The organism is Sphingobacterium sp. 18053, from assembly GCF_902706145.1.
Taxonomy (GTDB): domain Bacteria; phylum Bacteroidota; class Bacteroidia; order Sphingobacteriales; family Sphingobacteriaceae; genus Sphingobacterium; species Sphingobacterium paramultivorum.
The window spans coordinates 301,147-323,553 of the sequence record NZ_CACSJW010000006.1; the positions used below are offsets into that span (position 1 = coordinate 301,147).

Sequence of the window (22,407 nt, forward strand, 5' to 3'; positions counted from 1 at the left end):
ACGAACGAAAAGTGATTGTATGGTGTTATACTAATATATTTTATCTTTGATAGACGAACGTAATTTCTCTATTCATTTAAATTCGATTTGATTATGATAAATATACCTGCTAAAGACATGTGTATTGGTGTTACCTTTAGTGCTTTTGACCTGTTGCATGCCGGGCATATTAAGATGCTTGAGGATGCAAAACGACAATGCGATTATTTAATATGTGGTCTTCAGACCGACCCTACTTTGGATCGTCCCGAGAAAAATAAACCCGCACAAACGGTTGTCGAACGTTATATACAGCTCAAAGGCTGTAAATATGTGGATCAGATTGTTCCCTATGCAACGGAACAAGACTTGGAAGATATTCTTCGGTCCTTTAAGATAGATGTTCGTATTGTTGGCGACGAATATCGTGAAAAGAATTTTACGGGAAGAGCCTATTGTGAAGAAAAAGGTATTGAATTGTATTTTAATAGTCGGGACCATCGGTTTTCCAGCTCAGGGCTTCGTAAAATAGTAGCGGATGCCGATTCCGGGGAAGAGACAGTATTAAAATCTATTTAAACAGCTGTGGTGAACCGAGCTTGCGAGCTCTCTCAGCTATAAAAAAGATATTTAGATGAAACCGAGCCTGAGAGCTCTCATCAGTCATTAAAGGATAAATTATACGATGAAAATTGGAATTACTTTCGGTGTTTTTGATTTATTGCACGCCGGTCATATTATGATGTTGGAGGAAGCAAAGCGACACTGTGACTATTTAATTGTTGGGCTCAATACCGACCCTTCAGAAGTTTTCCCGGAAAAAGCAAAACCAACACAAACTATTGTAGAACGCTATATTCAGTTGGAAGGCTGTCGCTATGTGGATGAAATTATTCCATACGAGACCGAGCAAGATCTAATTGATATGATCAAAGCTCTTCCTATCAATATGCGTATTATTGGTGAGGAATATCGCGACACTGATTTTTCAGGCCGGTTATATTGTGTAGAAGAAAATATCGAAATCTATTACAACAAGCGCACACATCGTTTTTCAAGCGCAGGTTTACGAAGAGTTGTTGCTGATAAAGAAGCAGAGAAACATTAATATATTATGAGCAGTATTATACATGTTATTTTGACGGGTGGGGTAGGTAGTCGATTATGGCCGCTTTCACGTAAAAGCTACCCTAAACAATACCTTGATTTATTTAAGGATGGCTCATTGTTTGAGATGACGGTTAAGCGTAATCAATCCCTTTGCAAACAAGTGATTGTTGTAGGGAACTGTGACAACCATAGTCTGAGCCGTGAAGTCATGGAAAACAATAAGATAGACTATATTGACATTGTGGAGGCTACACCCCGAAATACAGCTGCCGCTATTGCTTTCGCTGCCTTTGCTGCTCAGCCCGATGATATTTTAATTGTAACACCTTCAGATCATGTGATTGTTGGCGAGGATGCTTATGCTGAAGCGATCAAAGCTGGGATAGAAAAGGCTAACAAGGGGTACATTGTTACATTTGGTATACAGCCGACCCGCCCAGAGACGGGGTACGGTTATATTGAATATAAGGACGACAAGGTGCTATCTTTTCGAGAAAAACCAAATCAGGATACCGCGGAGGATTTTATAGAGCGCGGTAACTTTCTCTGGAATTCGGGTATGTTTTGTTTTCGGGCAGATACGTTGCTTGCCGAATTGCAGACTTTCGAGCCTAAAGTGTACGCAACTGCTTTCAATGCTTGGCAGCACCGGAAGGACGGTGAATTAGATTTACAATTATCTAAAGAGATTCCTTCGATTTCCATCGATTATGCCGTAATGGAACGTTCCAAAAAAATTAGGGTTGTAGCGACTAGTTTTCAATGGTCGGACTTAGGGTCATTTGAATCGATGTACGATTATTTAAAGCAAACAGGACACCCTGTGGATGAAAATGGCAATATGGTCATTGGTACAGATGTCTACACTGCTTTTGTTGGCTTACGCGATAGTATTCTGGTTCACACCAAAGATGCCATTCTGGTCTTGCAGAAAGAGAAATCCCAAGATGTCAAAAAAATATATAACACGCTTGAGCGTCATCAATCCAAATTGATTGACTAAAATCATTCAGGGGGCGATGTAATTGTGCGCTCCCTATTCATATTCCCTTAACCCAAATTCATCTTTTTGTTAATTTATTTTTCAAAAGAACTATTTGTTAATAATAAAACAATGTATTGTATTTTGTTGATTATTAGGTTTTTGTGAAATGTCCCTTGTTTGTCCCTGGTAGATTTTGATGATAAAAGAAGCTGTTGGACTATATTTGAATGTAATCGGAATCGTATACCGAAATTAAAAAGCCATTTAAATTTATTTTAACATATTCTTATGACACTTGCTATAACGCTTTCTATCTTAGTATTGATCACCATTTATTTTTTGATGCGGAAAAGACAACTGGAGCAACGGTTTAGCCGAAGGGTTGATATGACCGTTAATTACATGTTCCAAGATCGACCAGGGCAATATAGCGGTGATCGCAATGTTAAGAGTGGGGTGTTTGTTTTCAAGGCCAAGCGACATGATGACAAACTAAAGAATATTGTTATACGGAAGGTGAAGCCCCTTAATACCGCTTTAAACGTTAATTTAGAACAGATTCTCGTTGTGCCATTTGAACAGCAAAAAGGGGCGATATCTGATGTTTCGGTGCGATTTAAAGTAGTCAAACGAGGCTCAAGGCTAGAAGACTTGAAAGGAGGGCGGGTAAGTATTTCTGGTGTCATGAATTTTGAACAGAGTAAACCTGAACTTTTTACAACAACACTATCCATTACCGATCTTTACCAAGGTGTGAGCGTGTGATCATTTGCGATAAATCTAGAATTTTGTGTATTCATTTTTAAGGCGCCTCTTTATCGAGGTGTCTGTAGTTGAGTCTATTTAAACTAATGTTCCACGTGGATGCCTAATGAGAAATGCCATTGTTATCGTGTGTTAACAATTTAATAATTTGCAACAATCAATTAGATTGAGTACTTTTGTTACTCAATCTAAAGCTATACCAATGTTGGATTCATTGATTACTTCCAAGACCCGACTGAAATTACTGATCAAATTTTTTGTATCGGCGAGTAATCAATCGCATTTACGCGGCCTTGCTGATGAGTTTCAGGAATCAACCAATGCAATACGAAAGGAACTGAACCAATTGTCCGAGGCGGGGTATTTAGAAAAAAGTACAGCGAAGAATAGAATATTATATCGGGCTAATATTAAACACTCCTTGTTTAAACCACTTCAAAAATTAATTCATACTTATTTGGGAATTGATGAAATTGTAGATAATATACTACAACAAGCAGGAGATATTCAGGAAGTTAGTTTGGTTGGCGACTATGCTGCAGGGATAGATTCTGAAAAAATTGATGTGTTAATTTTAGGTGAAAATATAAATCAGGCATATTTATTGCTGTTAGCGGACAAGGTTGGGAAAAAGTTGCAGAAAACAATTGTTTTACATACAACAGATTTGCCCGAAAAACATCGGATCATTCTATATTCTGTAAAATAAAGCTCGTTATATAAAAAAGAAATAAATGAAAAAAATAGCAGTTATTGGTCAAGGTTATGTTGGTTTGCCATTGGCTATAGAGTTCGCTCAATATTTTCCAGTACTTGGTTTTGATATTAATCAAGAGCGAGTGCAGGAATTAAATTCTGGAAAAGATAGGACCTTAGAAGCTGATTTGGAGAAACTGAATCTTGCATTGGAACAAGCGAAAGAAAATAATTTCTCAACAGGTTATAGGGCTTCAAATAGTCTTGAAGAGCTTGCGGAAGCCCAAATTTACATCGTTACGGTTCCAACGCCAATAGATCGTTATAATGCGCCCGATTTGACGCCCTTGCTGAAGGCATCTGAAATGCTGGGTAAGGTGTTAAAACAAGGAGATATTGTTATTTATGAATCTACTGTTTATCCTGGTTGTACAGAAGAAGATTGTGTGCCGATTCTGGAGAAGTATTCGGGGCTCACTTTCAATAAAGAGTTCTTTGTTGGCTATTCTCCCGAGCGTATTGTTCCAGGGGACAAAGTTAATACGTTGACGACGATAAAAAAAGTAACCTCAGGATCCACTCCGGAGATTGCTGAAGAAGTTGATCAACTCTATAAAACCATTATCACGGCCGGCACGCACAAAGCAGCGAACATTAAAGTGGCAGAGGCATCAAAGGCTATCGAAAATGCGCAGCGCGATGTCAACATATCATTTGTTAATGAGTTGGCGTTGATCTTTGACCGTATTGGAATAGATACTAATGACGTACTTGAAGCTGCAGGCACTAAATTCAATTTTTTAAAATATAAACCGGGATTGGTTGGCGGGCATTGTATATCGGTAGACCCTTATTATTTAGCTCATAAAGCTACTCAATTAGGCTACCATCCAGATGTGATATTATCAGGTCGTCGCGTGAATGATTCCGTTGCAGAATTTATCGCCTCAAAGGTGGTCAAACTAATGATTAAGAAGGAAATTTCTGTTAGTGGAGCCAAAGCATTAATTCTTGGGGTCACATTTAAAGAAAATTGTCCTGACGTTCGTAATACTAAGGTTGTAGATGTTTACAGAGAGTTGCAGGAATATGGTGTGGATGTTGACATATATGACCCTTGGGCTGCGGCCACAGAGGTAGCACATGAGTATGGTGTCGATATTTTAAATGAGATTAATGCTGAAAATCAATACGATGCCATAGTTGTAGCAGTTTCTCATAATGAATTTTTGACATTAGATCTAAAATCTCTGAAGAAAGATAATTCTGTTGTATTTGATCTGAAAGCCTGTTTGGATAGATCACTTGTTGATGCTAGATTGTAATATTTATATTTATGAAAATTAAGAATTTAATTGTATTTGGTACTAGGCCTGAGGCTATTAAAATGGCTCCTTTGGTTAAAGAGTTCCAAAAAGACAGCTCTTTTGAAACAAAAGTATGTGTTACTGCTCAACATCGTGAGATGTTGGATCAGGTATTAGAGTTTTTTGATATTAAGCCTGATTATGATTTGAACTTAATGAAGCCGAATCAGAATCTCTATTCATTAACAGCTGATATTATCACTGAAATGAAAGCGGTGTTGGAAGATTTTAAACCAGACTATGTTTATGTACACGGCGATACTACTACTACTATGGCATCTAGCATCGCCGCTTTCTATGCCGGAGCACAGGTTTGCCATATTGAGGCTGGGCTCCGTACACATAATAAGCGTTCGCCATTTCCTGAAGAAATCAACAGGCAGGTTGCTGGGCGTATTTGCGATTTTCACTTCGCTCCTACTGAAGCGTCACGTCAGAATTTATTGCGTGAAAATATTCAAGATTCCGGCATTTTAGTTACGGGTAATACTGTTATTGATGCTTTATTTGAAAGCTCGAGCCGTGTAAAGGATTTAGATAATCCTGAGATCAATCGTTTGAAAGACCTGGTTGATCCTGCGAAGAAATTGATTTTAGTAACAGGGCACAGGCGCGAAAACCACGGTCAGGGTTTTATCAATATTTGCCAGGCTTTAAAGGAAATTGCATTGTCAAATACAGATGTACAGATTATTTATCCTGTACATTTGAATCCAAATGTGAAGAAACCTGTTTATGAGATCCTATCAGATGTGAACAATATTCATTTGATCGATCCTTTGGCTTATCCTGCATTTGTATGGTTGATGAATGAGTCATATCTAATTATTACAGATTCAGGCGGTGTACAAGAAGAGGCGCCGAGTCTTGGAAAGCCGGTTTTGGTTATGCGTGACACGACAGAGAGACCCGAGGCAGTTGATGCTGGTACCGTTATCCTCGTTGGTACTGATACGGAAAAGATCGTGAAAGAAGCACAAGACCTTTTGAGTAATGTTGATCGGTATAAACAAATGAGTGAATTGCACAACCCTTACGGAGACGGTAAGGCCTGTGAAAGAATTGTTAACTTTATTAAAAACTTAAATTAAATCATATCAATGCAAGCAAAAGTAGTAACCGTAGGTTTAGGATATATTGGATTGCCTACTTCGGCATTAATCGCAAATAGTGGCATCGCTGTGCATGGGGTAGATATCTCACAACATGTTGTGGATACGATCAATGCAGGTAAAATTCATATTGTTGAACCCGATTTGGATAAGGCCGTAGCGAAAGCTGTGGCAGAAGGATTCTTAAAGGCAGATACAAAACCTGTTGAGGCTGATACTTATTTAGTGGTTGTTCCTACGCCATTTAAGGGCGACCATCAACCTGATATTTCTTATGTTCAGGCAGCAACTGAAGGTATTATACCATTGTTGAAAGAAGGAGATTTATATGTAATCGAATCAACTTCGCCTGTTGGAACAACAGAAAAGATGATGGCTTTGATTTTTTCAAAACGCCCTGAGCTGGAAGGGAAAATTTCATTGGCATACTGTCCAGAGCGTGTTCTTCCTGGTAATGTCATGTACGAATTGGTGCATAACGACCGTGTTATTGGTGGGGTAAATGAGGCTTCTACTCAAAAGGCATTAGCATTTTATGGTCAGTTTGTAAAAGGAGAACTGCATCCGACAAATGCACGTACTGCTGAGATGTGTAAACTGACTGAAAATGCATCTAGAGATTCTCAAATAGCGTTTGCCAATGAGCTTTCATTAATCTGTGACAAAGCGGACATTAATGTATGGGATTTAATTCGTTTGGCTAATAGACACCCGCGTGTTAATATCTTACAGCCTGGGTGTGGAGTTGGTGGGCACTGTATTGCGGTTGACCCTTACTTCCTCACGGCAGACTTTCCGATGGAATCACGTATGATTGCACAGGCTAGAGAAACAAATAATTATAAATCTTTCTGGTGTGCTGAAAAAGTAAAAACGGCACGATTGGAGTTCGAAATCAAGTACGGTCGTCAACCTTCGATTGCAATTATGGGCTTAGCTTTTAAACCAAATATTGATGATTTAAGAGAATCACCAGCTATCCACATTGCAGAGCGTGTATTGCAGGATTCAGGAGATGCTGATATGTATATTGTTGAGCCCAATGTTCACGAACATAAGGTTTTCAAACTGACGGATTACAAGGATGCCATTGCTAAAGCTGATATTATAGTTTTCTTGGTCGCACACAACGAATTTAAGACGTTAGAAATTGCAGAAGGAAAAGTTGTTCTTGATTTCTGTGGAGTGACAAATAAATAGGTTATTGGTATGAAGTCTATCGTTATAACTGGAGGGGCTGGATTTATTGGTTCACACGTGGTTCGTGAATTCGTTTTAAAATACCCAGATTATCAAATTATAAATTTGGATGCTTTAACCTATGCAGGTAATTTGGCAAACTTAAAAGATATTGAAGGGTGTTCAAATTACACCTTCGTTAAAGCAGATATTACGGATGCGGGGCATATTTTGGATATATTCAAACAGTATTTGCCAGATGGAATTATTCATCTTGCGGCCGAGTCCCATGTTGATCGATCAATTTCTGATCCTTTAGCATTTGTGATGACAAATGTGATTGGTACAGTAAATCTGCTGAATGCAGCAAAAGAGATCTGGGGGGAAGATTTTTCCGGGAAGCTTTTTCATCACGTTTCTACAGACGAGGTTTATGGTACGTTAGGTGATACAGGATTATTTACAGAGCAAACTGCTTACGATCCGCATTCGCCTTATTCGGCGTCGAAGGCATCTTCAGACCATTTCGTGAGGGCATATCACGATACTTATGGTTTACCTATAGTTATGACAAATTGCTCTAACAATTATGGACCAAATCATTTTCCAGAGAAGCTGATTCCACTTTGTATACATAATATTTTAAATAATAAACCATTACCTATCTATGGTAATGGAAAGTTTACGCGAGATTGGCTTTATGTGATTGACCACGCACGTGCCATTGATTTGGTTTTTCATAGAGGAAAATTAGGAGAATCTTATAATGTTGGAGGTTTTAATGAATGGCAGAATATAGATTTAGTCAAGGAGTTGTGTAAACAAATGGATGAGAAGTTGGGACGAGAAGAAGGCAAAGCCACTCAACTGATCACTTATGTTAAAGACCGTCCCGGCCATGATCTTCGTTATGCTATTGATGCGACGAAGATTAATAAGGAGCTTGGGTATCAACCATCAGTTACATTTGAAGAGGGGTTATCAAGAACAATAGACTGGTACTTAGAAAATCAGGATTGGTTGGATCAGGTGACATCTGGAGAATATCAAAATTACTACGAAAAACAATACCAATAATAGAGGAGCAGGGTTATGAAAGGAATTATATTAGCTGGTGGATCCGGCACGCGATTATATCCTATTACTAAAGGGGTCAGTAAGCAGTTACTTCCGGTTTATAACAAACCAATGATTTATTACCCTATCTCTTCCTTAATGTTAGCGGGAATTAGGGATATATTAATCATTTCTACTCCTGAGGACTTACCAGCTTTTAAACGCATGTTAGGTGACGGATCAGACTATGGAGTGAGCTTCCAGTATGCTGAACAACCATCACCTGATGGATTGGCACAAGCATTTATCATCGGCGAGGAATTTATTGGGGATGATAGTGTTTGTTTAGTTCTGGGGGATAATATCTTTTATGGCCATGGATTGCCAGCTATGTTAAAAGAAGCAGTTATTGATGCCGATATAAACCAAAAAGCTACAATTTTTGGCTATTATGTTAATGACCCAGAGCGTTACGGTGTTGCAGAGTTTGATAATGATTGGAATGTGATCAGTATAGAGGAAAAACCAGCTGTTCCAAAATCAAACTATGCCGTAGTCGGCCTGTATTTTTATCCTAATAATGTGGTAGAGATAGCTAAGCAAATCAAGCCGTCGGAAAGGGGTGAATTAGAAATTACATCTGTAAATCAGCGTTTTCTAAAAAAAGAAGAACTCAAAGTTCAATTATTTGGTCGTGGTTTTGCATGGTTGGATACGGGTACTCATAATTCTTTGTCCGAAGCATCTACTTTTATAGAAGTGATCGAAAAAAGGCAAGGGCTTAAAATATCTTGTCTTGAAGAAATAGCGTGGCGAAATAGATGGATAAATGATGAAAAAATTAGAGAAATGGGAGAAAGCATGAAAAAAAATGAGTACGGACAATATTTATTGAAGATTTTAAAGTTAAAAGATTTACATGATTAATAATGACTAGATAGTTTTAGGTGTTTTTTGTGTTGGAAGCCAGGCTTGATGAATCAGAAATGGGATATCAACTCTTTATATAGATCAAAGTTGCTTGGCATATTTTTTTTAAATTATTTTAAAATAGAACTTTAAATAAGAAGAATCAGAGATGAATATAATACAAACAGAATTAGAAGGAGCTGTAATTCTCGAACCAAAGTTTTTTGCTGATGAGCGAGGATATTTTTTTGAATCTTTTTCTCAAAAAGAATTTGAAAAGAATGTTTTAAAAACAAGTTTTGTCCAAGATAACGAGTCTAAATCAACTTATGGGGTTCTAAGAGGTTTGCATTTTCAAAAAGCTCCTGATGCTCAATCAAAATTGGTAAGAGTAGTAAAAGGAAAGGTTCTAGATGTAGCCGTAGATATCCGAAAGGGATCACCTTCGTTTGGTAAACATATAGTTGTAGAACTTTCTGAAGAAAATAAACGCCAGTTCTTCATTCCTAGAGGATTTGCCCATGGTTTTGTTGTTTTAAGCGAGGAGGCCATTTTCCAATATAAGTGTGATAATTATTATGCTCCTCAATCTGAAGGTGGATTATTATGGAACGACCCAATGTTAGAAATTGATTGGCAGATTCCTACAGATGATATAATACTTTCTACTAAAGACATAAAAAATCCTTTATTAAAGGATTCAGATTATTTGTTTGATTATACAGAAAATCTTTATGCATAATATACTTATTACTGGTGCAAACGGGCAACTAGGTTGTGAAATACGAGAACTTTCAGAAAAATGGGAACATGCAAACAAGTATTTTTTCACTGATGCTAGTGAATTGAATATAACTGATAAATCGGAAATATCAGTTTATTTGGAACGTAATGAAATCGATATAGTTGTTAATTGTGCTGCTTATACGAATGTAGATCAAGCAGAAGATGATAGAGAGATGGCCGATCTTGTTAATCATATAGGTGTTAGAAATTTGGCAGAAGTCTGCAAAGAAAAAAATACCTTATTAATGCACATTTCAACTGATTATGTTTTTAATGGTAGTAACAATATCCCTTATGTCGAAATAGATTGCACAAATCCTTTAGGGATTTATGGCGAAACAAAATTAAACGGTGAAAAGTCGATAGTAGACTCAGGTTGTGAATATATTATCCTTAGAACCTCTTGGCTATATTCTTCGTATGGTAAAAATTTCTTAAAGACGATTCAGAAGCTTACTGCAGAAAGAGAAACTATCAATGTGGTTTTTGATCAGGTCGGGACACCTACGTATGCTAAAGATTTAGCAAATGTGATTCTTATTATTATAGACAAAAATAGTTCAGCGTTTAAAAACCAAATATATCATTTTTCAAATGAAGGTGTATGTTCATGGTACGACTTTGCATTGGCTATAAACGAAAGTTTTGAACATGTTTGTAAAATACATCCTTGTCATTCTAATGAATTTCCAAGTAAAGTATCTAGACCAAGTTTTTCAGTATTGGATAAAACCAAAATTAAGAGAATATTAGATATAGAAATACCTCATTGGAGGGAATCGGTAGCTAGATGTGTTAGAAATATTGCAGATCGCGACAAAAACTAGAATTGGTATAAAGTTAAACAAATCAAAACAATATAAATTTCAAAAATTGAAAGATGGGAAAGGGGAAAGTTATTATTTCTGGCGTTGCATGGACTATTATTAACAATATTGTAAGTATCCTTTATTCGATAGCGTCCGTTCCGTTCCTTATTAGTTATTTTGGAAAAGAAGAGTATGGCCTTATTGGAATTGCTTTATCAGTTAATGTCTATATTTATCTATTGGATATGGGTATGACTAATTCTAATGTTCGTTTTTTTTCTGAGTTTCTTGCTAAGAAAGAAGATGATAATGTCCAAAAATTGTTCAGTTTAACCCATCTTTTTTATCTGACACTTGGATTATTAAATACCGTAATACTTTTTGGATTGTCTTTCTTTGCGGACACTTTTTTTAAAGTTTCTCCTGAACAAGCTATTACATTGAGAAATCTATTGTGGATCCTAGCTATTAATGCTACATTTTCTTGGATTTCATCTTGTTTTGATCAGTTTATTAGGGCTTACGATCTTATAAACTGGATAAAAAAACGTAGCACTTTTCTAAAATTATTGCAATTTATAATTCTGGCTATAACAGTATTATTTAAAACGTCCATTGAATTCTACTTTTTCGGTTATATTTTCTTGGCGACGATCATATTACCTTTAACGGTTTTGAAAGCAAGAAAAATGGCTCCAAATTTGAAATTTAACTTTTCTTATGACAAGGATATGTTTAAGTCAGTTTACCCATATGCCTTATCCATTTTTTCATTTAGTATCTTTCAATTTTTGGCGTTTAATTCTCGTCCTCTTATACTGGGTAATATATCTGGACCTGGAGCTGTCGCAGAGTTTAATATAATGAACACAATTGTGTCCGTAGTAACCATTCTTTCAGGCTCATTTATGCAAGTTTTACTACCCATAGTTACAAAGATGGCTGTAAAATCCGATTGGGCAGGTATCAATAGAATTGTAAATGATGGTACTAGATATGTAACGATTGTTTTAAGTTTTATAGTGTTCATGCTAATCATTGGGATAAAAGAGATATTTACTATATACGTAGGAATAGAATATGTTAAACTTGCACCATGGATGATTCTTTGGTTATTAACATTACTCCTTAGTCATAGAAACGTAATGACCTCTGTGGTATTTACTGAGAAGAAGTTAAAATCAGTTGCTACAATGGGAGCCGTTGCTATGGCATTAGCAATTGGAGCATATGTAATTTTTGTGCCAATTTATGGAGTTGGTGGAGTAGTGATAGGATTCGCCATTCACGAATTGGTACATACATTATTTTATTATATTTATTTTTTACCGAATAAATTTAAAATTGATACTAAAACTGTTTTTTTCAAAACAGTTTTTCCTGTATGGGCTCTTTTTGGTGGATTATGTTTTATCATAAATTTTTTATCAGGGTATATAACTGGATCAATATGGTTTACAATATTAATAAAAGTTGGAGCGTTGGGAATAACTATGTTTATGTTTGTATGGTTTTTATTGATAAAAGGAAAACATAGAAAAACGTTATTAAATATGGTTTCTTTAAGTAAATCCAATTAATTTATGAAACCGAACTTGAAATTAATTAGAGAATTAAGGTTAAGTTGGTATATAATTAATTTTTCATTATTGGACAAATAAATTCAATACGAATGATATATGTAGTATTTTGTTATTTTGTTATTTTATTTTTTATAGCAAGAGCTAAACAATTCAAAATAGCTAGTTATTTAATTGGTGTTTATACTTTTTCTATATTTTTTTCTATTATTTTGTATAATTCGCAAAGTAATCTGGAATACCAGTATGCGAATTTGGTGTCCAGTATAGTATTTTGTGTTTTATTGCTTTTTTATTTTATACCGTTTTTCAAAAAGAATATTATAATTGAGCCTAATAGTAATACTGTATTTTTAAGACGTTTTATTTTAGTGGGCAGGTGTTTAAGTATAATATTGATTATTGGTTGCATCTTTTTGGTTACTAAGATAAAAGAGGCATTGGCTTTTGGTTTAGTCGATACAAGGATAGCAATGTATAAAGATGAGAGTGTTTTTACCTCCTATAATGTAATTGAGCATATTGGCCACTCTCTATTAAAATGGTTAGGAGGTTTATGTTATACAGTTTTAATAATGTTTTTTTATGCATATTCTTTTATAAAAAAAGAACGCACATTAAAGGTCTTGCTATTAATTTCATCGTTAAGTGCAATTTATTTAGGTCTCTTAGTTGGAGGAAGGACTAATTTGATGTACTGGGTGCTAACGTTTATTTTTTGTCTAGTATTATTCTGGTCTCACTTGTCCAAAAGAAAGAAAAAGTTGATTACAATTGTGTCCTTAGTAACATTAGGCTTACTTGCTAGCTATTTAATATTTATTTCTATTGGTAGAGCTGCAGTTGCTCATGGTGGCGAAACAGAGAATTTCTTAATTACATATGCTGGACAATCCTATCTGAATTTCTGTTATTTCTTTGAAAATCTAGATTTTCATCAATATACGTCTTATCGTATATTCCCTTTAACCTCAAGCTTATTATTTGGGAGTTTTGATTTAAATGAATATAGAGATTTGATTCTGTACAAAACAGGAATGAATATTGGTATATTTTATACTTTTCTCGGCGATATTTTTGTCGATACTGGTTTGGGAGGTATGTTGCTATATTCTATTGTATATTTTCTAATCGCTAGACGTTTTATGGGGAAGAAACTTTTCACACTTTCTGATCTCTTAATTTTAGGAGTTTTATATCAAATCCCTTTACACGGACTGTTTTATTATAGCTTCTGGAAAACAGAAAGTTCTGTCTCTATAATTTTAATAATTTTAATTTCAAAATATCTTCAAACAAATAAGATGATTAGATGGAAAATGTAAAAGTATATTGCATAATTGTAACCTATAATGCAATGAAATGGGTGGACAAGTGCTTAGGAAGTCTGCGTAATTCATCTTTGAAGCTGTATCCAGTGATAATAGATAACTGTTCAAATGATGAAACCGTCAGATATATTAAAGAGAATTATCCTGATGCTTACCTAATTGCGAACAGTGATAACAGAGGATTTGGTCAAGCAAATAATCAAGGGATTGAATATGCCTATAAAAACGGTGGAACTCATTTTTTTCTTCTAAATCAAGATGCTTGGGTCCATACAAATACTGTTAGTAGGCTTGTAGAAGTACAGGATAAATACGGTATTGCGATTGCCTCACCAATTCATTTAAATGGGCCTGGGAATTTATTAGATTTTAATTACTTTTCATACAGCGTTTTGAATACTTCTAATATTGACTATGTTAGTGACCTTATTCTAAATAATTTAAAGGATTATTACTCAGTTCCTAAAATAAACGCAGCCGCATGGATGCTTACAAAAGAAATTATCGAGCGTGTTGGGGGATTTGATCCTATATTCTTTCACTACGGGGAGGATAATAATTATTGCCAAAGGGTTATTTATAATAAGGAGATAGTTGCTTTTGTTACTGGTGCGTTTATTCACCATGATAGAGAAAGAAAAGGAAATGTTAGTGTCTTTAAAAAAAATGCCGTAACCGCAAAATTGTTAAATGAGTATGTTGATATTAATAAAAATATAGGTAGTCTAACTAAAACGAGGCTCAAGATGCATTTGTCCAATTTTAAGCTTGCAGTATTTTTACTTTTGAAGTTGAAGTTGAGTGATTTTGCTGGATTATTTACAAGTTATGTAACTTTTATCAGAAAGTTTTCGAAAATAAGATATAGTAGGAAGATAAATAAAGATCGCAGTCATAATTGGCTAAAACTGGATTAGTATTTACTCCATTTACATTAAATAATTATAGAACATAACTTTTAGATGATAAGGACATGAAAAATAGAATAATCTTTTTAATTGGAATTATACTCCTTTTATATGTAAAAGGATATGGTCAAAGTATTTCTCCAATCACTCTAAATTTTGAGGAGCTAAGTCAGTTGAAAGAAGAAGATACTAATGTAAAAAAAATTGCTGATGCAAAAAGAGAGCTAGTAAAAAGAAGTAATCAAATATTAACAAATAGAAAAACATATTCTGTTACGTATAATGGAGCAAGTTTACCCGGAATAAGCAAAAATAATTTTATAAGCTATCATGGGTATATGTGGCCGAATCCTAAAACAAAAAATGGCCTACCTTATATTCTCAAAGACGGAAAGAGAAATCCTTATAACGAAAAAATTTCGGACCGACCAATGTTAGAAGGGTTAAATCGCGATATCTTTCAATTGGGATTAGCATATTTTTATACGAATGACGAAAAGTACGTTTTGTGGGCTACTACGCTTTTGAATTGCTTTTTTGTAGATCCTAAAACTAGAATGGAGCCTAATTTTAATTTTTCACAGGTAACTCCTGGAAAAAATGAAACTGGTGGATCAATAATGGAAGCGGTAATGTTTATCGAAGTATTGGAAGGTATTCAGCTTATGAAATCATCCCCAAATTTCTCACAGGAGTTAAGTAGAAACTTAAATAGTTGGTTTGGAGATTTTCTTGGATGGATTGAAGAAAGTCCTAAAGGTAAGATAAATGCACTGCATAAAAATAATAGAGGAACTTATTACACTCTACTTAGATGTGATATTGCTATGTTTTTAAATGATAGAAAAAGAGCGACGAGAATTTTTAAAAATGAAGCCTATCAGAGAGTTATAGATCAGATATCAAACCAAGGAGAAATGAAAGATGAATTGAGAAGGGCTACTCCTTTGGGGTATTTGAAATATAACTTGAAAGCTTTTAATGAATTAGATGAAATTGGTAAAAAATTGGGCTTCGATTTATTTAATTATAATGGCCCTAAGGGAGAAAGCTTAAAAAAAGCATTTGAATGGCTAGACCGATATAAAACAGGTAAATTGGTTTGGAATTATAGTTCAGAGGGAGGTATTACTACTCCTAGAAGAGCGATGATGAAAAATGAGGATGAAAATTCTGTCAGATTTTCTGTCGAAAGGTTTGACAATTATTTAGAAATACTTACTTCACGTAGTAAATAATAGCATTATATAAAATATATTTATTGAGCTAGGGTGTTAATTAAAGAATTTATATGGCTAGAGTGCTTATAATTACAGGAATTCTTCCTGTTCCAGCAATAGAACATAAGAAGACTGAGAATGATATTTTGTTGGTTACCGAAGAAGAGGTTGTATCAAGATATACTGATGTTTCATTTAAATATTTTTTTGTATTTCCATTTGCCAACAGGTTATTAGCGAGAGTATCAACCAAGTGGAGATCCTATTATGAGCTAGGGAAAAAAAGTGATTTTAATTTAAGAGGAAGAAATTTGTTTTTGTTACCCGTTCTTCTTTTACCAAGAAGGGTGTTTTTTCGAGATCTATTGATTAAGGTGAGTTTGTATATGCATAGGAAAAGAATAAGGAAAGAAATTCAAGAATACCAACCGACTGTTTTGCATGCGCAAAATTCTGATGTCGATGCATTTATAGCCAGAGAGCTTAGTAGAAAATATAACATTCCATATATAATTACTTTAAGGGGGCTCACCGATACACCGGATCGTTTGGTAAAATTGAATTTGGACAAAGCAAAGTCATTGATAGCTATAAGTTCCAAACAAATAGTAGACGGTGAGAAGGTCTGTGAAAATAATATTACTTTTATTCCTCACGGTGTTAAAGAATCTTTTTATGCTTTTAAGCATGATAGAAAAGAGATTACAGCTCCAATTCGCCTGATTACCGTTTCTAGGCTGTTAAAACTCAAAAATATAGATTTAGTAATTAGGGGACTGAAAAAAGTTAAATATGATTATATCTTCGATATCTATGGAGATGGACCAGAGAAGGAATCTTTGGAGCAACTTATTAAAAAATTTGGTTTAGAAAATAAAATTCATCTGCAGGGGTTTATAAATAATGATGATCTTCCATACAAGTTACGACAATACAATTTATTTATTATGCCAAGTTATCCAGAATCGTTAGGAAGAGTTTATTTTGAAGCGATGGCATCAGGGTTGCCAATAATTGCATGTAAAAATACAGGGGTAGATGGCATAGTAACTCAAGGTCAGGAAGGATTTTTAATAGATCACCGATCCGAATCTGAAATTGTTGAAATTCTTGAATTAATTGGAAGGGATTCATTCATTTTGAGAGAAATGGGCGATAAAGCAATGGAACTAGCTCAAGAATTTCAATGGGCTAAAATTTCACAAAGTTATTATGATTTATATAAATTATAATAGAGTAATTATTTTGAGATTTAGTTTTAACAAAGTGAAAAATAGAAATTCGGCAACTATATAATCTTAGGATTTCGTCTTTTCACTGAATAATATTTTAAGTATACTCGACTATTTTTGAATTTGCATTTTAATCATTTGTAATAAAAATTTTTAATGAAAAATATTAAGTTAGTAGTTCTTTATCAGGTTATAATGCATTATAGAGCACCATTGTATCAAAAATTAGCAAATGATGCTCAGTTTGACTTTGTCCTTTATTATGGTAAAGGAAAAATGGGAACTAAATTGGTGAATACAAATTTATCAGAATATTCTTTTGCCAGAGAAATTATAAAAGAATTTAGATTATCTATTGGAAAAAATAGTTTTGCTATCTGGCCTTTATTGATTTTTAAATTGATTAAGCTGAACCCTGATGTGGTTTTTTCAGAAGGTTCCTCTTCAATTTTCAACTCTACAATTGCGTTTGTTTACTCAAAGTTATTTAAAAAGAAATTTATATGGTGGAGTTTAGGCCAGTTAGAAAATAAGGAATATAAAGGTTTTAGGAAATTTATAAATAAATGGGAGTTATTTATTGAAAAGCGTAGCGATGCAATATTTACTTATAGTACTCAAGGATACAATTATTTTTTTGGAAGAGGCATCGATCGAGATAAAATATTTATCGGTGTTAATGTTTTAGACACAAACAAAAAACTAGAAGAAATTCAAAAATATAATGATACCGAAATACTAAATAAAGATAACTTCTTTCATATTGCATTTATCGGTACTATTACTGCTGAGAAAAATTTAGAGTTAGTATTTGACGTAATTAATGAGTTAAATTTAGAAAAAGATAGATTTCGCTTACATATAATTGGAAGCGGTCCCCATGAAGCAACCTTACATAATTATATCGAGACTCAAAATATAGATAAAAATTTTTACATATTCCACGGCAGGATTAATGAAGGTGCGAGTCGAGTTTTAAAAAATTGCCATTTAATGGTGCTTCCAGGCTTAGGAGGATTGGCCATATGTGATGGTATGATAAATTCATTGCCGATTATAACAGGAAAAGCTGATGGAACAGAGTTAGATCTAGTTGATGATGATAATGGTTACGTGATTCAGAATTTGGATAAGAAAATTCTAAAAGAAAAAGTCATGTACCTTTATAACAATCCTATTGTAAGAAATTCTATGGCAATCTCATCCTTTAAAAAAATAACAGAAGTTTTTACTTTCGATAAATATTATGAAAAGTTTGTAGAGAGTATTTTCTATTCATTAAAAAATAAATAAATAATGTCGTTATCAGTTACGCTTTACCGTATAGGGAATTTTTTTCACCGAAAAGGTTTTAAAACAATTGGTCTTATAATCTCGGCGATCAATAGGATTACTTTTTCTACTTGGATACCATCTTCTGCTAAAATTGGTTGCAAATTTAAAGTTGGTTATTTAGGCTTGGGAGTTGTTATACATCACAATACTATAATTGGTGATAATGTAACTATAGCGCAGAATGTTACCATTGGTAGAAATTTTGGTGATAAGAAAGTTCCAAAAATTGGTAATGATGTATATATAGGTACCGGTTCAGTAATTTTTGGAGAAATAACTATTGGAAATAATGTTATTGTAGGATCAAATACAGTTGTTAATAAAGATATTCCTGACAACTGTACCGTGGTTGGAAATCCATTTAGAATAATAGCTCAAAACAGAATCTATAAATATTATGAGATTGACAGAATTCAAACAGATAGCTAATACTTTAAGACATTTAAAAATTAAACAGTTGTACTGGCAGTTTAATAATAGATTGAAATTAAGTAAGATGGTCAATACTGAAAGAGAGATATTTGAAATTGATGATACTATTATTTTCTTTAATAATAAATCTATCAAGCAGAATTATTTTGGAGGTGGACACTTTGTGTTTTTGAATTTAGAAAAGGACTTTAGAAATAATATCAATTGGAATTTTTTGGACTTTGGGAAATTATGGTGTTATAATTTAGAATATTTTGACTATTTGTTTCAGAGGAATTTGTTCGACGACGAAAAATTAAGCCTCTTACATGCATTTTATGATTACAGTTTAGAAAATAAGAGAAATTTAGAACCTTATCCTGTGTCTTTAAGAGCAATCAATATTATTAGGTTTTTTAGAACGAATGAAATTAAAGATCAAAAAGTTCTTAATTATCTTTATAAGGAGTTAAGTTTTTTGAGCAATAATTTGGAGTATCATATATTGGGGAACCATCTTTTGGAGAATGCTTTTGCTCTATGCTTGGGAGGAGCTTTCTTTAAGAATACAGTTTGGCGGGATAAAGCTATAATGATCCTAAAAAAGCAGTTAAACGAGCAAATTTTAAAGGATGGAGCTCATTTCGAACTTAGCCCCATGTATCATAACATTATTCTCTATAGAGTTTTGGAATTAATAGATTGGTATAGTAGGTATAATAATCAAAAGCAAGAATTTCTTTCTTTTTGTAAAGACATCGCTTTTAAAATGTGTTCTTGGGCTAACAAAATTCAATTTACTAATGGTGATTTTCCTCTTTTTAACGATGCTGCGAAAGACATTACTTTTAGTACTCAGACATTGAACGAATATGCCGATACACTTAGTATAAAATCAGAAGATATACCTTTAGGAGAATCAGGATATAGAAGTTTTGTAAATGAAAATTATGAAATTAAATTAGATTTGGGACAAATCGGAGCTTCTTATCAGCCAGGTCATGCTCACGCAGATGCATTAAGTTTCATTTTATATTGCCAAGGCAAGCCTTTATTTGTTGAGCAAGGCACATCTACCTATCAAATTGGAGCAAGAAGGAATTTAGAACGATCCACTGAGGCACATAATACTGTAAAGGTAAATAATATAAATCAATCTGATGTTTGGGGAGGGTTTCGTGTAGGAAATCGGGCGAAAACTACAATCCACAAGGATGAAAATACAAAATATATAGCTAGTCATGATGGCTATAAGAATTTGGGAATTATACATACGCGCAGTTTTATTTTTGAAGAAACTGAAATTCAAATTAGTGATTATTTAACTAAGGATTGTGATGCAAAAGGATATGTTCATTTACACCCAGATAGGAAATTCGTAAAGATTAATGATAATGAATTTATTATAGATGATGTAATAACAGTTGTCTTTGTAGGAGGCAATATTGTCACCATTGAAGATTATGAATATGCAGAATCATATAATAAGTATCAAAAAGCTAAAAGATTTGTGGTTTCTTTTAGAAAAGAAATATCAACTAAAATTTTGTTTAAAAGCTCATAATGAAAAAAATATTATATCTAACTTTTTACTTCGAACCTGATCTCTGTGCAGGTTCATTTCGGAATAGTCCGCTAGTGAAAGAGTTGGCTGCACAAGCTCAGGGGGAGGCGACAATAGATGTAATTACAACGCTTCCAAATAGGTATAGTTCATTTGAGGCAGAAGCTCCCGAGTTTGAACAAAGGGATAATTATACAATTACACGTGTAGCTATACCTAAACATCAAAGTGGTATGAAGGATCAAGTACTATCGTTCAAAGCATATTATCAGAAGGTAAAAAGTTTAGTAAAGGGAAAAAAGTATGATTTGGTTATAGCTTCTTCATCGAGGATGTTTACGGCATATCTAGGCTACACCATTGCTAAGAAATTAAAGGCTCCACTATATCTGGATATTCGTGATATCTTCTACGATACACTACAGGATGTTTTACAAAATAAATTTATAAAAACTCTTGCATTACCTATTGTCAAACAGATAGAAAGGAAAACTTTCTATTATGCCAACCATATTAATCTAATATCAGCTGGTTTTAAACCTTATTTTAATTCATATAATACAACACATTTTAGTTATTATACAAATGGAATTGACGATATCTTTATCGAAAATAAGACCAAAGAAGATATTGTCGCAGCTCACCCTAAAACAATTCTCTATGCGGGTAATTTAGGGGAAGGTCAGGGATTGGATAAGATTGTTCCAGATGCAGCGAAGATATTGGGTGATGGCTACGAATTTATAATTGTCGGGGATGGTGGAATAAAGAATAGGTTGATAGAAAAAGTGAAGGCTTATAATCTAAACAATGTAAAGTTTCTCCCTCCAGTCAAAAGGAATGAACTTATAAAAATGTACGAAGAATGTGATTTTACGTTTGTGCATCTCAACGATTATGATGCTTTTAAAAAAGTTTTGCCTTCAAAAATATTCGAACTTGCCTGTTTTCCCCAACCTATGATTGCCGGGGTAGGTGGTTATGCAAATAGCTTTATCTCTGAAAATATAGAAAATAAAATTTTGTTTAATCCCTGCGATGTAAATGGTATGGTGGAACAGTTACAGAACTATAGTTATATGAGAGGTAGAAGACAACATTTTATTGATACATTTAGACGTACTGCAATTAACAAGGAAATGGCTTCCTCAATGCTTGAATATTTATGAAAATTATCATTACGGGGTCAACAGGTTTTGTAGGGAAGAACCTTGCTGCTTATTTGGAGGGGCAAAATGCAAAGGTAAAGGGATTGTCTTTGCGTGATCCTTTTTGGAGAACAAAAATGGATACCGATGCGATAGCAATTATCCATTTAGCAGGTAAAGCACATGATACTTCCAATACATCAGCACCAGACGAATACTTTAAGATAAATCGTGATTTAACAATTGCGCTGTTCGAGCAGTTTATGGATTCCGATATAAGGGACTTCTTCTATTTCAGTTCTGTAAAGGCTGTTGCGGATACAGTCGATGGTATATTGACAGAGGATGTAAGAGCTAATCCTCTTACTCCTTATGGAAAGTCGAAGCAGCAAGCTGAAGAATATTTGCTTAGCCAGAAATTATCTGTGGGGAAACGCCTATTCATTATTCGACCATGTATGATCCATGGACCAGGAAATAAAGGAAATCTGAATTTGTTATATAAAATCGTTGAAAAAGGTATTCCTTGGCCCTTGGCATCTTTTAATAATCAACGCTCTTTTTTAAGCATAGATAATTTAAATTTCTTTATCAGTCAGTTGTTGCTAAAGGAGGACGCGTCTTCTGGAATTTATAATTTTGCTGATAATGAGGCTTTATCAACCAATGAACTAGTCTCCTTAATTGCTGATACCCTAAAAAAGCAACCGAAATTATGGTATATATGGGAGAAAATCATAAAAGGGATTGTGAAAATCGGAGATATCTTGCCTTTGCCTTTGAATTCGGAGCGTTTGAAAAAATTAACAGAATCTTATGTTGTATCTAACGAAAAAATAAAAAAGGTGCTGAAAATTAGTAAATTACCTGTAACTGCTAAAGAAGGACTGTCAAAAACGATTAAATCTTTTAGAGGATAGGTGTA

General features: G+C 34.0%; 22 protein-coding genes. All 22 read left to right on the top strand.

The annotated features are described in order from the left end of the window. Nucleotides 1–93 precede the first annotated feature (93 nt). The 22 genes from GVK91_RS16415 to GVK91_RS16520 all read left to right on the top strand — a co-directional run bounded on the left by GVK91_RS16415 (nucleotide 94) and on the right by GVK91_RS16520 (nucleotide 22,402). Nucleotides 94–558 (top strand): adenylyltransferase/cytidyltransferase family protein, encoded by a 465-nt coding sequence (locus GVK91_RS16415; protein WP_200845645.1) that lies wholly within the window; start codon nucleotides 94–96, stop codon nucleotides 556–558. 106 nt (nucleotides 559–664) lie between these two features. Next, complete coding sequence (locus GVK91_RS16420) at nucleotides 665–1,087, top strand: adenylyltransferase/cytidyltransferase family protein (RefSeq protein ID WP_159730184.1); 423 nt, start codon at nucleotides 665–667, stop codon at nucleotides 1,085–1,087. Nucleotides 1,088–1,093: 6 nt separating this feature from the next. Then, entirely contained in the window at nucleotides 1,094–2,092 is a 999-nt protein-coding gene (locus GVK91_RS16425; protein ID WP_159730186.1) for a mannose-1-phosphate guanylyltransferase, read from the top strand. A 270-nt stretch (nucleotides 2,093–2,362) separates the two neighbouring features. After that, nucleotides 2,363–2,839, top strand: a complete 477-nt coding sequence (locus GVK91_RS16430; protein WP_159730188.1) for a hypothetical protein — start codon at nucleotides 2,363–2,365, stop codon at nucleotides 2,837–2,839. Between the two features lie 202 nt (nucleotides 2,840–3,041). Next, the gene (locus tag GVK91_RS16435; protein WP_159730190.1) at nucleotides 3,042–3,548 is read left to right on the top strand and encodes an ArsR family transcriptional regulator; all 507 of its coding nucleotides are present in this window, start codon (nucleotides 3,042–3,044) and stop codon (nucleotides 3,546–3,548) included. Nucleotides 3,549–3,573: 25 nt separating this feature from the next. Continuing rightward, on the top strand, nucleotides 3,574–4,860 hold the full coding sequence (locus GVK91_RS16440) for a nucleotide sugar dehydrogenase (protein ID WP_159730200.1): 1,287 nt from the start codon (nucleotides 3,574–3,576) through the stop codon (nucleotides 4,858–4,860). 11 nt (nucleotides 4,861–4,871) lie between these two features. Beyond that, nucleotides 4,872–5,993 (top strand): non-hydrolyzing UDP-N-acetylglucosamine 2-epimerase, encoded by a 1,122-nt coding sequence (gene wecB / locus GVK91_RS16445; protein WP_159730202.1) that lies wholly within the window; start codon nucleotides 4,872–4,874, stop codon nucleotides 5,991–5,993. 9 nt (nucleotides 5,994–6,002) lie between these two features. Beyond that, entirely contained in the window at nucleotides 6,003–7,214 is a 1,212-nt protein-coding gene (wecC, locus tag GVK91_RS16450) for a UDP-N-acetyl-D-mannosamine dehydrogenase (RefSeq protein ID WP_159730204.1), read from the top strand. A 9-nt stretch (nucleotides 7,215–7,223) separates the two neighbouring features. Continuing rightward, nucleotides 7,224–8,270: a dTDP-glucose 4,6-dehydratase gene (gene rfbB, locus GVK91_RS16455; protein WP_159730206.1), complete on the top strand. Its 1,047-nt coding sequence runs from the start codon at nucleotides 7,224–7,226 to the stop codon at nucleotides 8,268–8,270. Nucleotides 8,271–8,285: 15 nt separating this feature from the next. Continuing rightward, nucleotides 8,286–9,176 (top strand): glucose-1-phosphate thymidylyltransferase RfbA, encoded by an 891-nt coding sequence (gene rfbA, locus GVK91_RS16460; RefSeq protein ID WP_159730208.1) that lies wholly within the window; start codon nucleotides 8,286–8,288, stop codon nucleotides 9,174–9,176. 151 nt (nucleotides 9,177–9,327) lie between these two features. Further along, nucleotides 9,328–9,900, top strand: a complete 573-nt coding sequence (gene rfbC / locus GVK91_RS16465) for a dTDP-4-dehydrorhamnose 3,5-epimerase (protein ID WP_159730210.1) — start codon at nucleotides 9,328–9,330, stop codon at nucleotides 9,898–9,900. After that, on the top strand, nucleotides 9,893–10,771 hold the full coding sequence (rfbD, locus tag GVK91_RS16470) for a dTDP-4-dehydrorhamnose reductase (protein WP_159730212.1): 879 nt from the start codon (nucleotides 9,893–9,895) through the stop codon (nucleotides 10,769–10,771). Before rfbC ends, rfbD begins: the two co-directional genes overlap by 8 nt. Nucleotides 10,772–10,824: 53 nt before the next feature. After that, nucleotides 10,825–12,333 (top strand): lipopolysaccharide biosynthesis protein, encoded by a 1,509-nt coding sequence (locus GVK91_RS16475; RefSeq protein ID WP_159730214.1) that lies wholly within the window; start codon nucleotides 10,825–10,827, stop codon nucleotides 12,331–12,333. Nucleotides 12,334–12,425: 92 nt separating this feature from the next. Beyond that, complete coding sequence (locus GVK91_RS16480; RefSeq protein WP_159730216.1) at nucleotides 12,426–13,658, top strand: O-antigen polymerase; 1,233 nt, start codon at nucleotides 12,426–12,428, stop codon at nucleotides 13,656–13,658. After that, nucleotides 13,646–14,581 (top strand): glycosyltransferase family 2 protein, encoded by a 936-nt coding sequence (locus tag GVK91_RS16485; RefSeq protein ID WP_159730218.1) that lies wholly within the window; start codon nucleotides 13,646–13,648, stop codon nucleotides 14,579–14,581. Before GVK91_RS16480 ends, GVK91_RS16485 begins: the two co-directional genes overlap by 13 nt. Before the next feature lie 56 nt (nucleotides 14,582–14,637). After that, nucleotides 14,638–15,810 carry an alginate lyase family protein gene (locus tag GVK91_RS16490; RefSeq protein WP_159730221.1) on the top strand — a complete coding sequence of 391 codons (1,173 nt, stop codon included), beginning with the start codon at nucleotides 14,638–14,640 and terminating at the stop codon, nucleotides 15,808–15,810. A gap of 53 nt (nucleotides 15,811–15,863) precedes the next feature. Then, complete coding sequence (locus GVK91_RS16495) at nucleotides 15,864–17,024, top strand: glycosyltransferase family 4 protein (protein ID WP_159730223.1); 1,161 nt, start codon at nucleotides 15,864–15,866, stop codon at nucleotides 17,022–17,024. Nucleotides 17,025–17,180: 156 nt separating this feature from the next. Next, nucleotides 17,181–18,317, top strand: coding sequence for a glycosyltransferase (locus GVK91_RS16500; protein WP_159730225.1), 1,137 nt, complete (start codon nucleotides 17,181–17,183; stop codon nucleotides 18,315–18,317). A 3-nt stretch (nucleotides 18,318–18,320) separates the two neighbouring features. Beyond that, nucleotides 18,321–18,788 carry a serine O-acetyltransferase gene (locus GVK91_RS16505; RefSeq protein WP_159730227.1) on the top strand — a complete coding sequence of 156 codons (468 nt, stop codon included), beginning with the start codon at nucleotides 18,321–18,323 and terminating at the stop codon, nucleotides 18,786–18,788. After that, entirely contained in the window at nucleotides 18,757–20,334 is a 1,578-nt protein-coding gene (locus GVK91_RS16510; RefSeq protein ID WP_159730229.1) for an alginate lyase family protein, read from the top strand. The genes GVK91_RS16505 and GVK91_RS16510 overlap by 32 nt, the downstream gene beginning before the upstream one ends. Beyond that, a complete protein-coding gene (locus GVK91_RS16515) occupies nucleotides 20,334–21,503 on the top strand; it encodes a glycosyltransferase family 4 protein (protein ID WP_159730231.1) in 1,170 nt (389 codons plus the stop codon). Before GVK91_RS16510 ends, GVK91_RS16515 begins: the two co-directional genes overlap by 1 nt. Beyond that, the gene (locus tag GVK91_RS16520; protein WP_159730233.1) at nucleotides 21,500–22,402 is read left to right on the top strand and encodes an NAD-dependent epimerase/dehydratase family protein; all 903 of its coding nucleotides are present in this window, start codon (nucleotides 21,500–21,502) and stop codon (nucleotides 22,400–22,402) included. Before GVK91_RS16515 ends, GVK91_RS16520 begins: the two co-directional genes overlap by 4 nt. Nucleotides 22,403–22,407: the final 5 nt, after the last annotated feature.

Bases quoted from the DNA above. Each gene is read 5' to 3' on its own strand.
- GVK91_RS16415 (WP_200845645.1), top strand. From the start codon at position 94: ATGATAAATATACCTGCTAAAGACATGTGTATTGGTGTTACCTTTAGT.
- GVK91_RS16420 (WP_159730184.1), top strand. From the start codon at position 665: ATGAAAATTGGAATTACTTTCGGTGTTTTTGATTTATTGCACGCCGGT.
- GVK91_RS16425 (WP_159730186.1), top strand. From the start codon at position 1,094: ATGAGCAGTATTATACATGTTATTTTGACGGGTGGGGTAGGTAGTCGA.
- GVK91_RS16430 (WP_159730188.1), top strand. From the start codon at position 2,363: ATGACACTTGCTATAACGCTTTCTATCTTAGTATTGATCACCATTTAT.
- GVK91_RS16435 (WP_159730190.1), top strand. From the start codon at position 3,042: ATGTTGGATTCATTGATTACTTCCAAGACCCGACTGAAATTACTGATC.
- GVK91_RS16440 (WP_159730200.1), top strand. From the start codon at position 3,574: ATGAAAAAAATAGCAGTTATTGGTCAAGGTTATGTTGGTTTGCCATTG.
- wecB (WP_159730202.1), top strand. From the start codon at position 4,872: ATGAAAATTAAGAATTTAATTGTATTTGGTACTAGGCCTGAGGCTATT.
- wecC (WP_159730204.1), top strand. From the start codon at position 6,003: ATGCAAGCAAAAGTAGTAACCGTAGGTTTAGGATATATTGGATTGCCT.
- rfbB (WP_159730206.1), top strand. From the start codon at position 7,224: ATGAAGTCTATCGTTATAACTGGAGGGGCTGGATTTATTGGTTCACAC.
- rfbA (WP_159730208.1), top strand. From the start codon at position 8,286: ATGAAAGGAATTATATTAGCTGGTGGATCCGGCACGCGATTATATCCT.
- rfbC (WP_159730210.1), top strand. From the start codon at position 9,328: ATGAATATAATACAAACAGAATTAGAAGGAGCTGTAATTCTCGAACCA.
- rfbD (WP_159730212.1), top strand. From the start codon at position 9,893: ATGCATAATATACTTATTACTGGTGCAAACGGGCAACTAGGTTGTGAA.
- GVK91_RS16475 (WP_159730214.1), top strand. From the start codon at position 10,825: ATGGGAAAGGGGAAAGTTATTATTTCTGGCGTTGCATGGACTATTATT.
- GVK91_RS16480 (WP_159730216.1), top strand. From the start codon at position 12,426: ATGATATATGTAGTATTTTGTTATTTTGTTATTTTATTTTTTATAGCA.
- GVK91_RS16485 (WP_159730218.1), top strand. From the start codon at position 13,646: ATGGAAAATGTAAAAGTATATTGCATAATTGTAACCTATAATGCAATG.
- GVK91_RS16490 (WP_159730221.1), top strand. From the start codon at position 14,638: ATGAAAAATAGAATAATCTTTTTAATTGGAATTATACTCCTTTTATAT.
- GVK91_RS16495 (WP_159730223.1), top strand. From the start codon at position 15,864: ATGGCTAGAGTGCTTATAATTACAGGAATTCTTCCTGTTCCAGCAATA.
- GVK91_RS16500 (WP_159730225.1), top strand. From the start codon at position 17,181: ATGAAAAATATTAAGTTAGTAGTTCTTTATCAGGTTATAATGCATTAT.
- GVK91_RS16505 (WP_159730227.1), top strand. From the start codon at position 18,321: ATGTCGTTATCAGTTACGCTTTACCGTATAGGGAATTTTTTTCACCGA.
- GVK91_RS16510 (WP_159730229.1), top strand. From the start codon at position 18,757: ATGAGATTGACAGAATTCAAACAGATAGCTAATACTTTAAGACATTTA.
- GVK91_RS16515 (WP_159730231.1), top strand. From the start codon at position 20,334: ATGAAAAAAATATTATATCTAACTTTTTACTTCGAACCTGATCTCTGT.
- GVK91_RS16520 (WP_159730233.1), top strand. From the start codon at position 21,500: ATGAAAATTATCATTACGGGGTCAACAGGTTTTGTAGGGAAGAACCTT.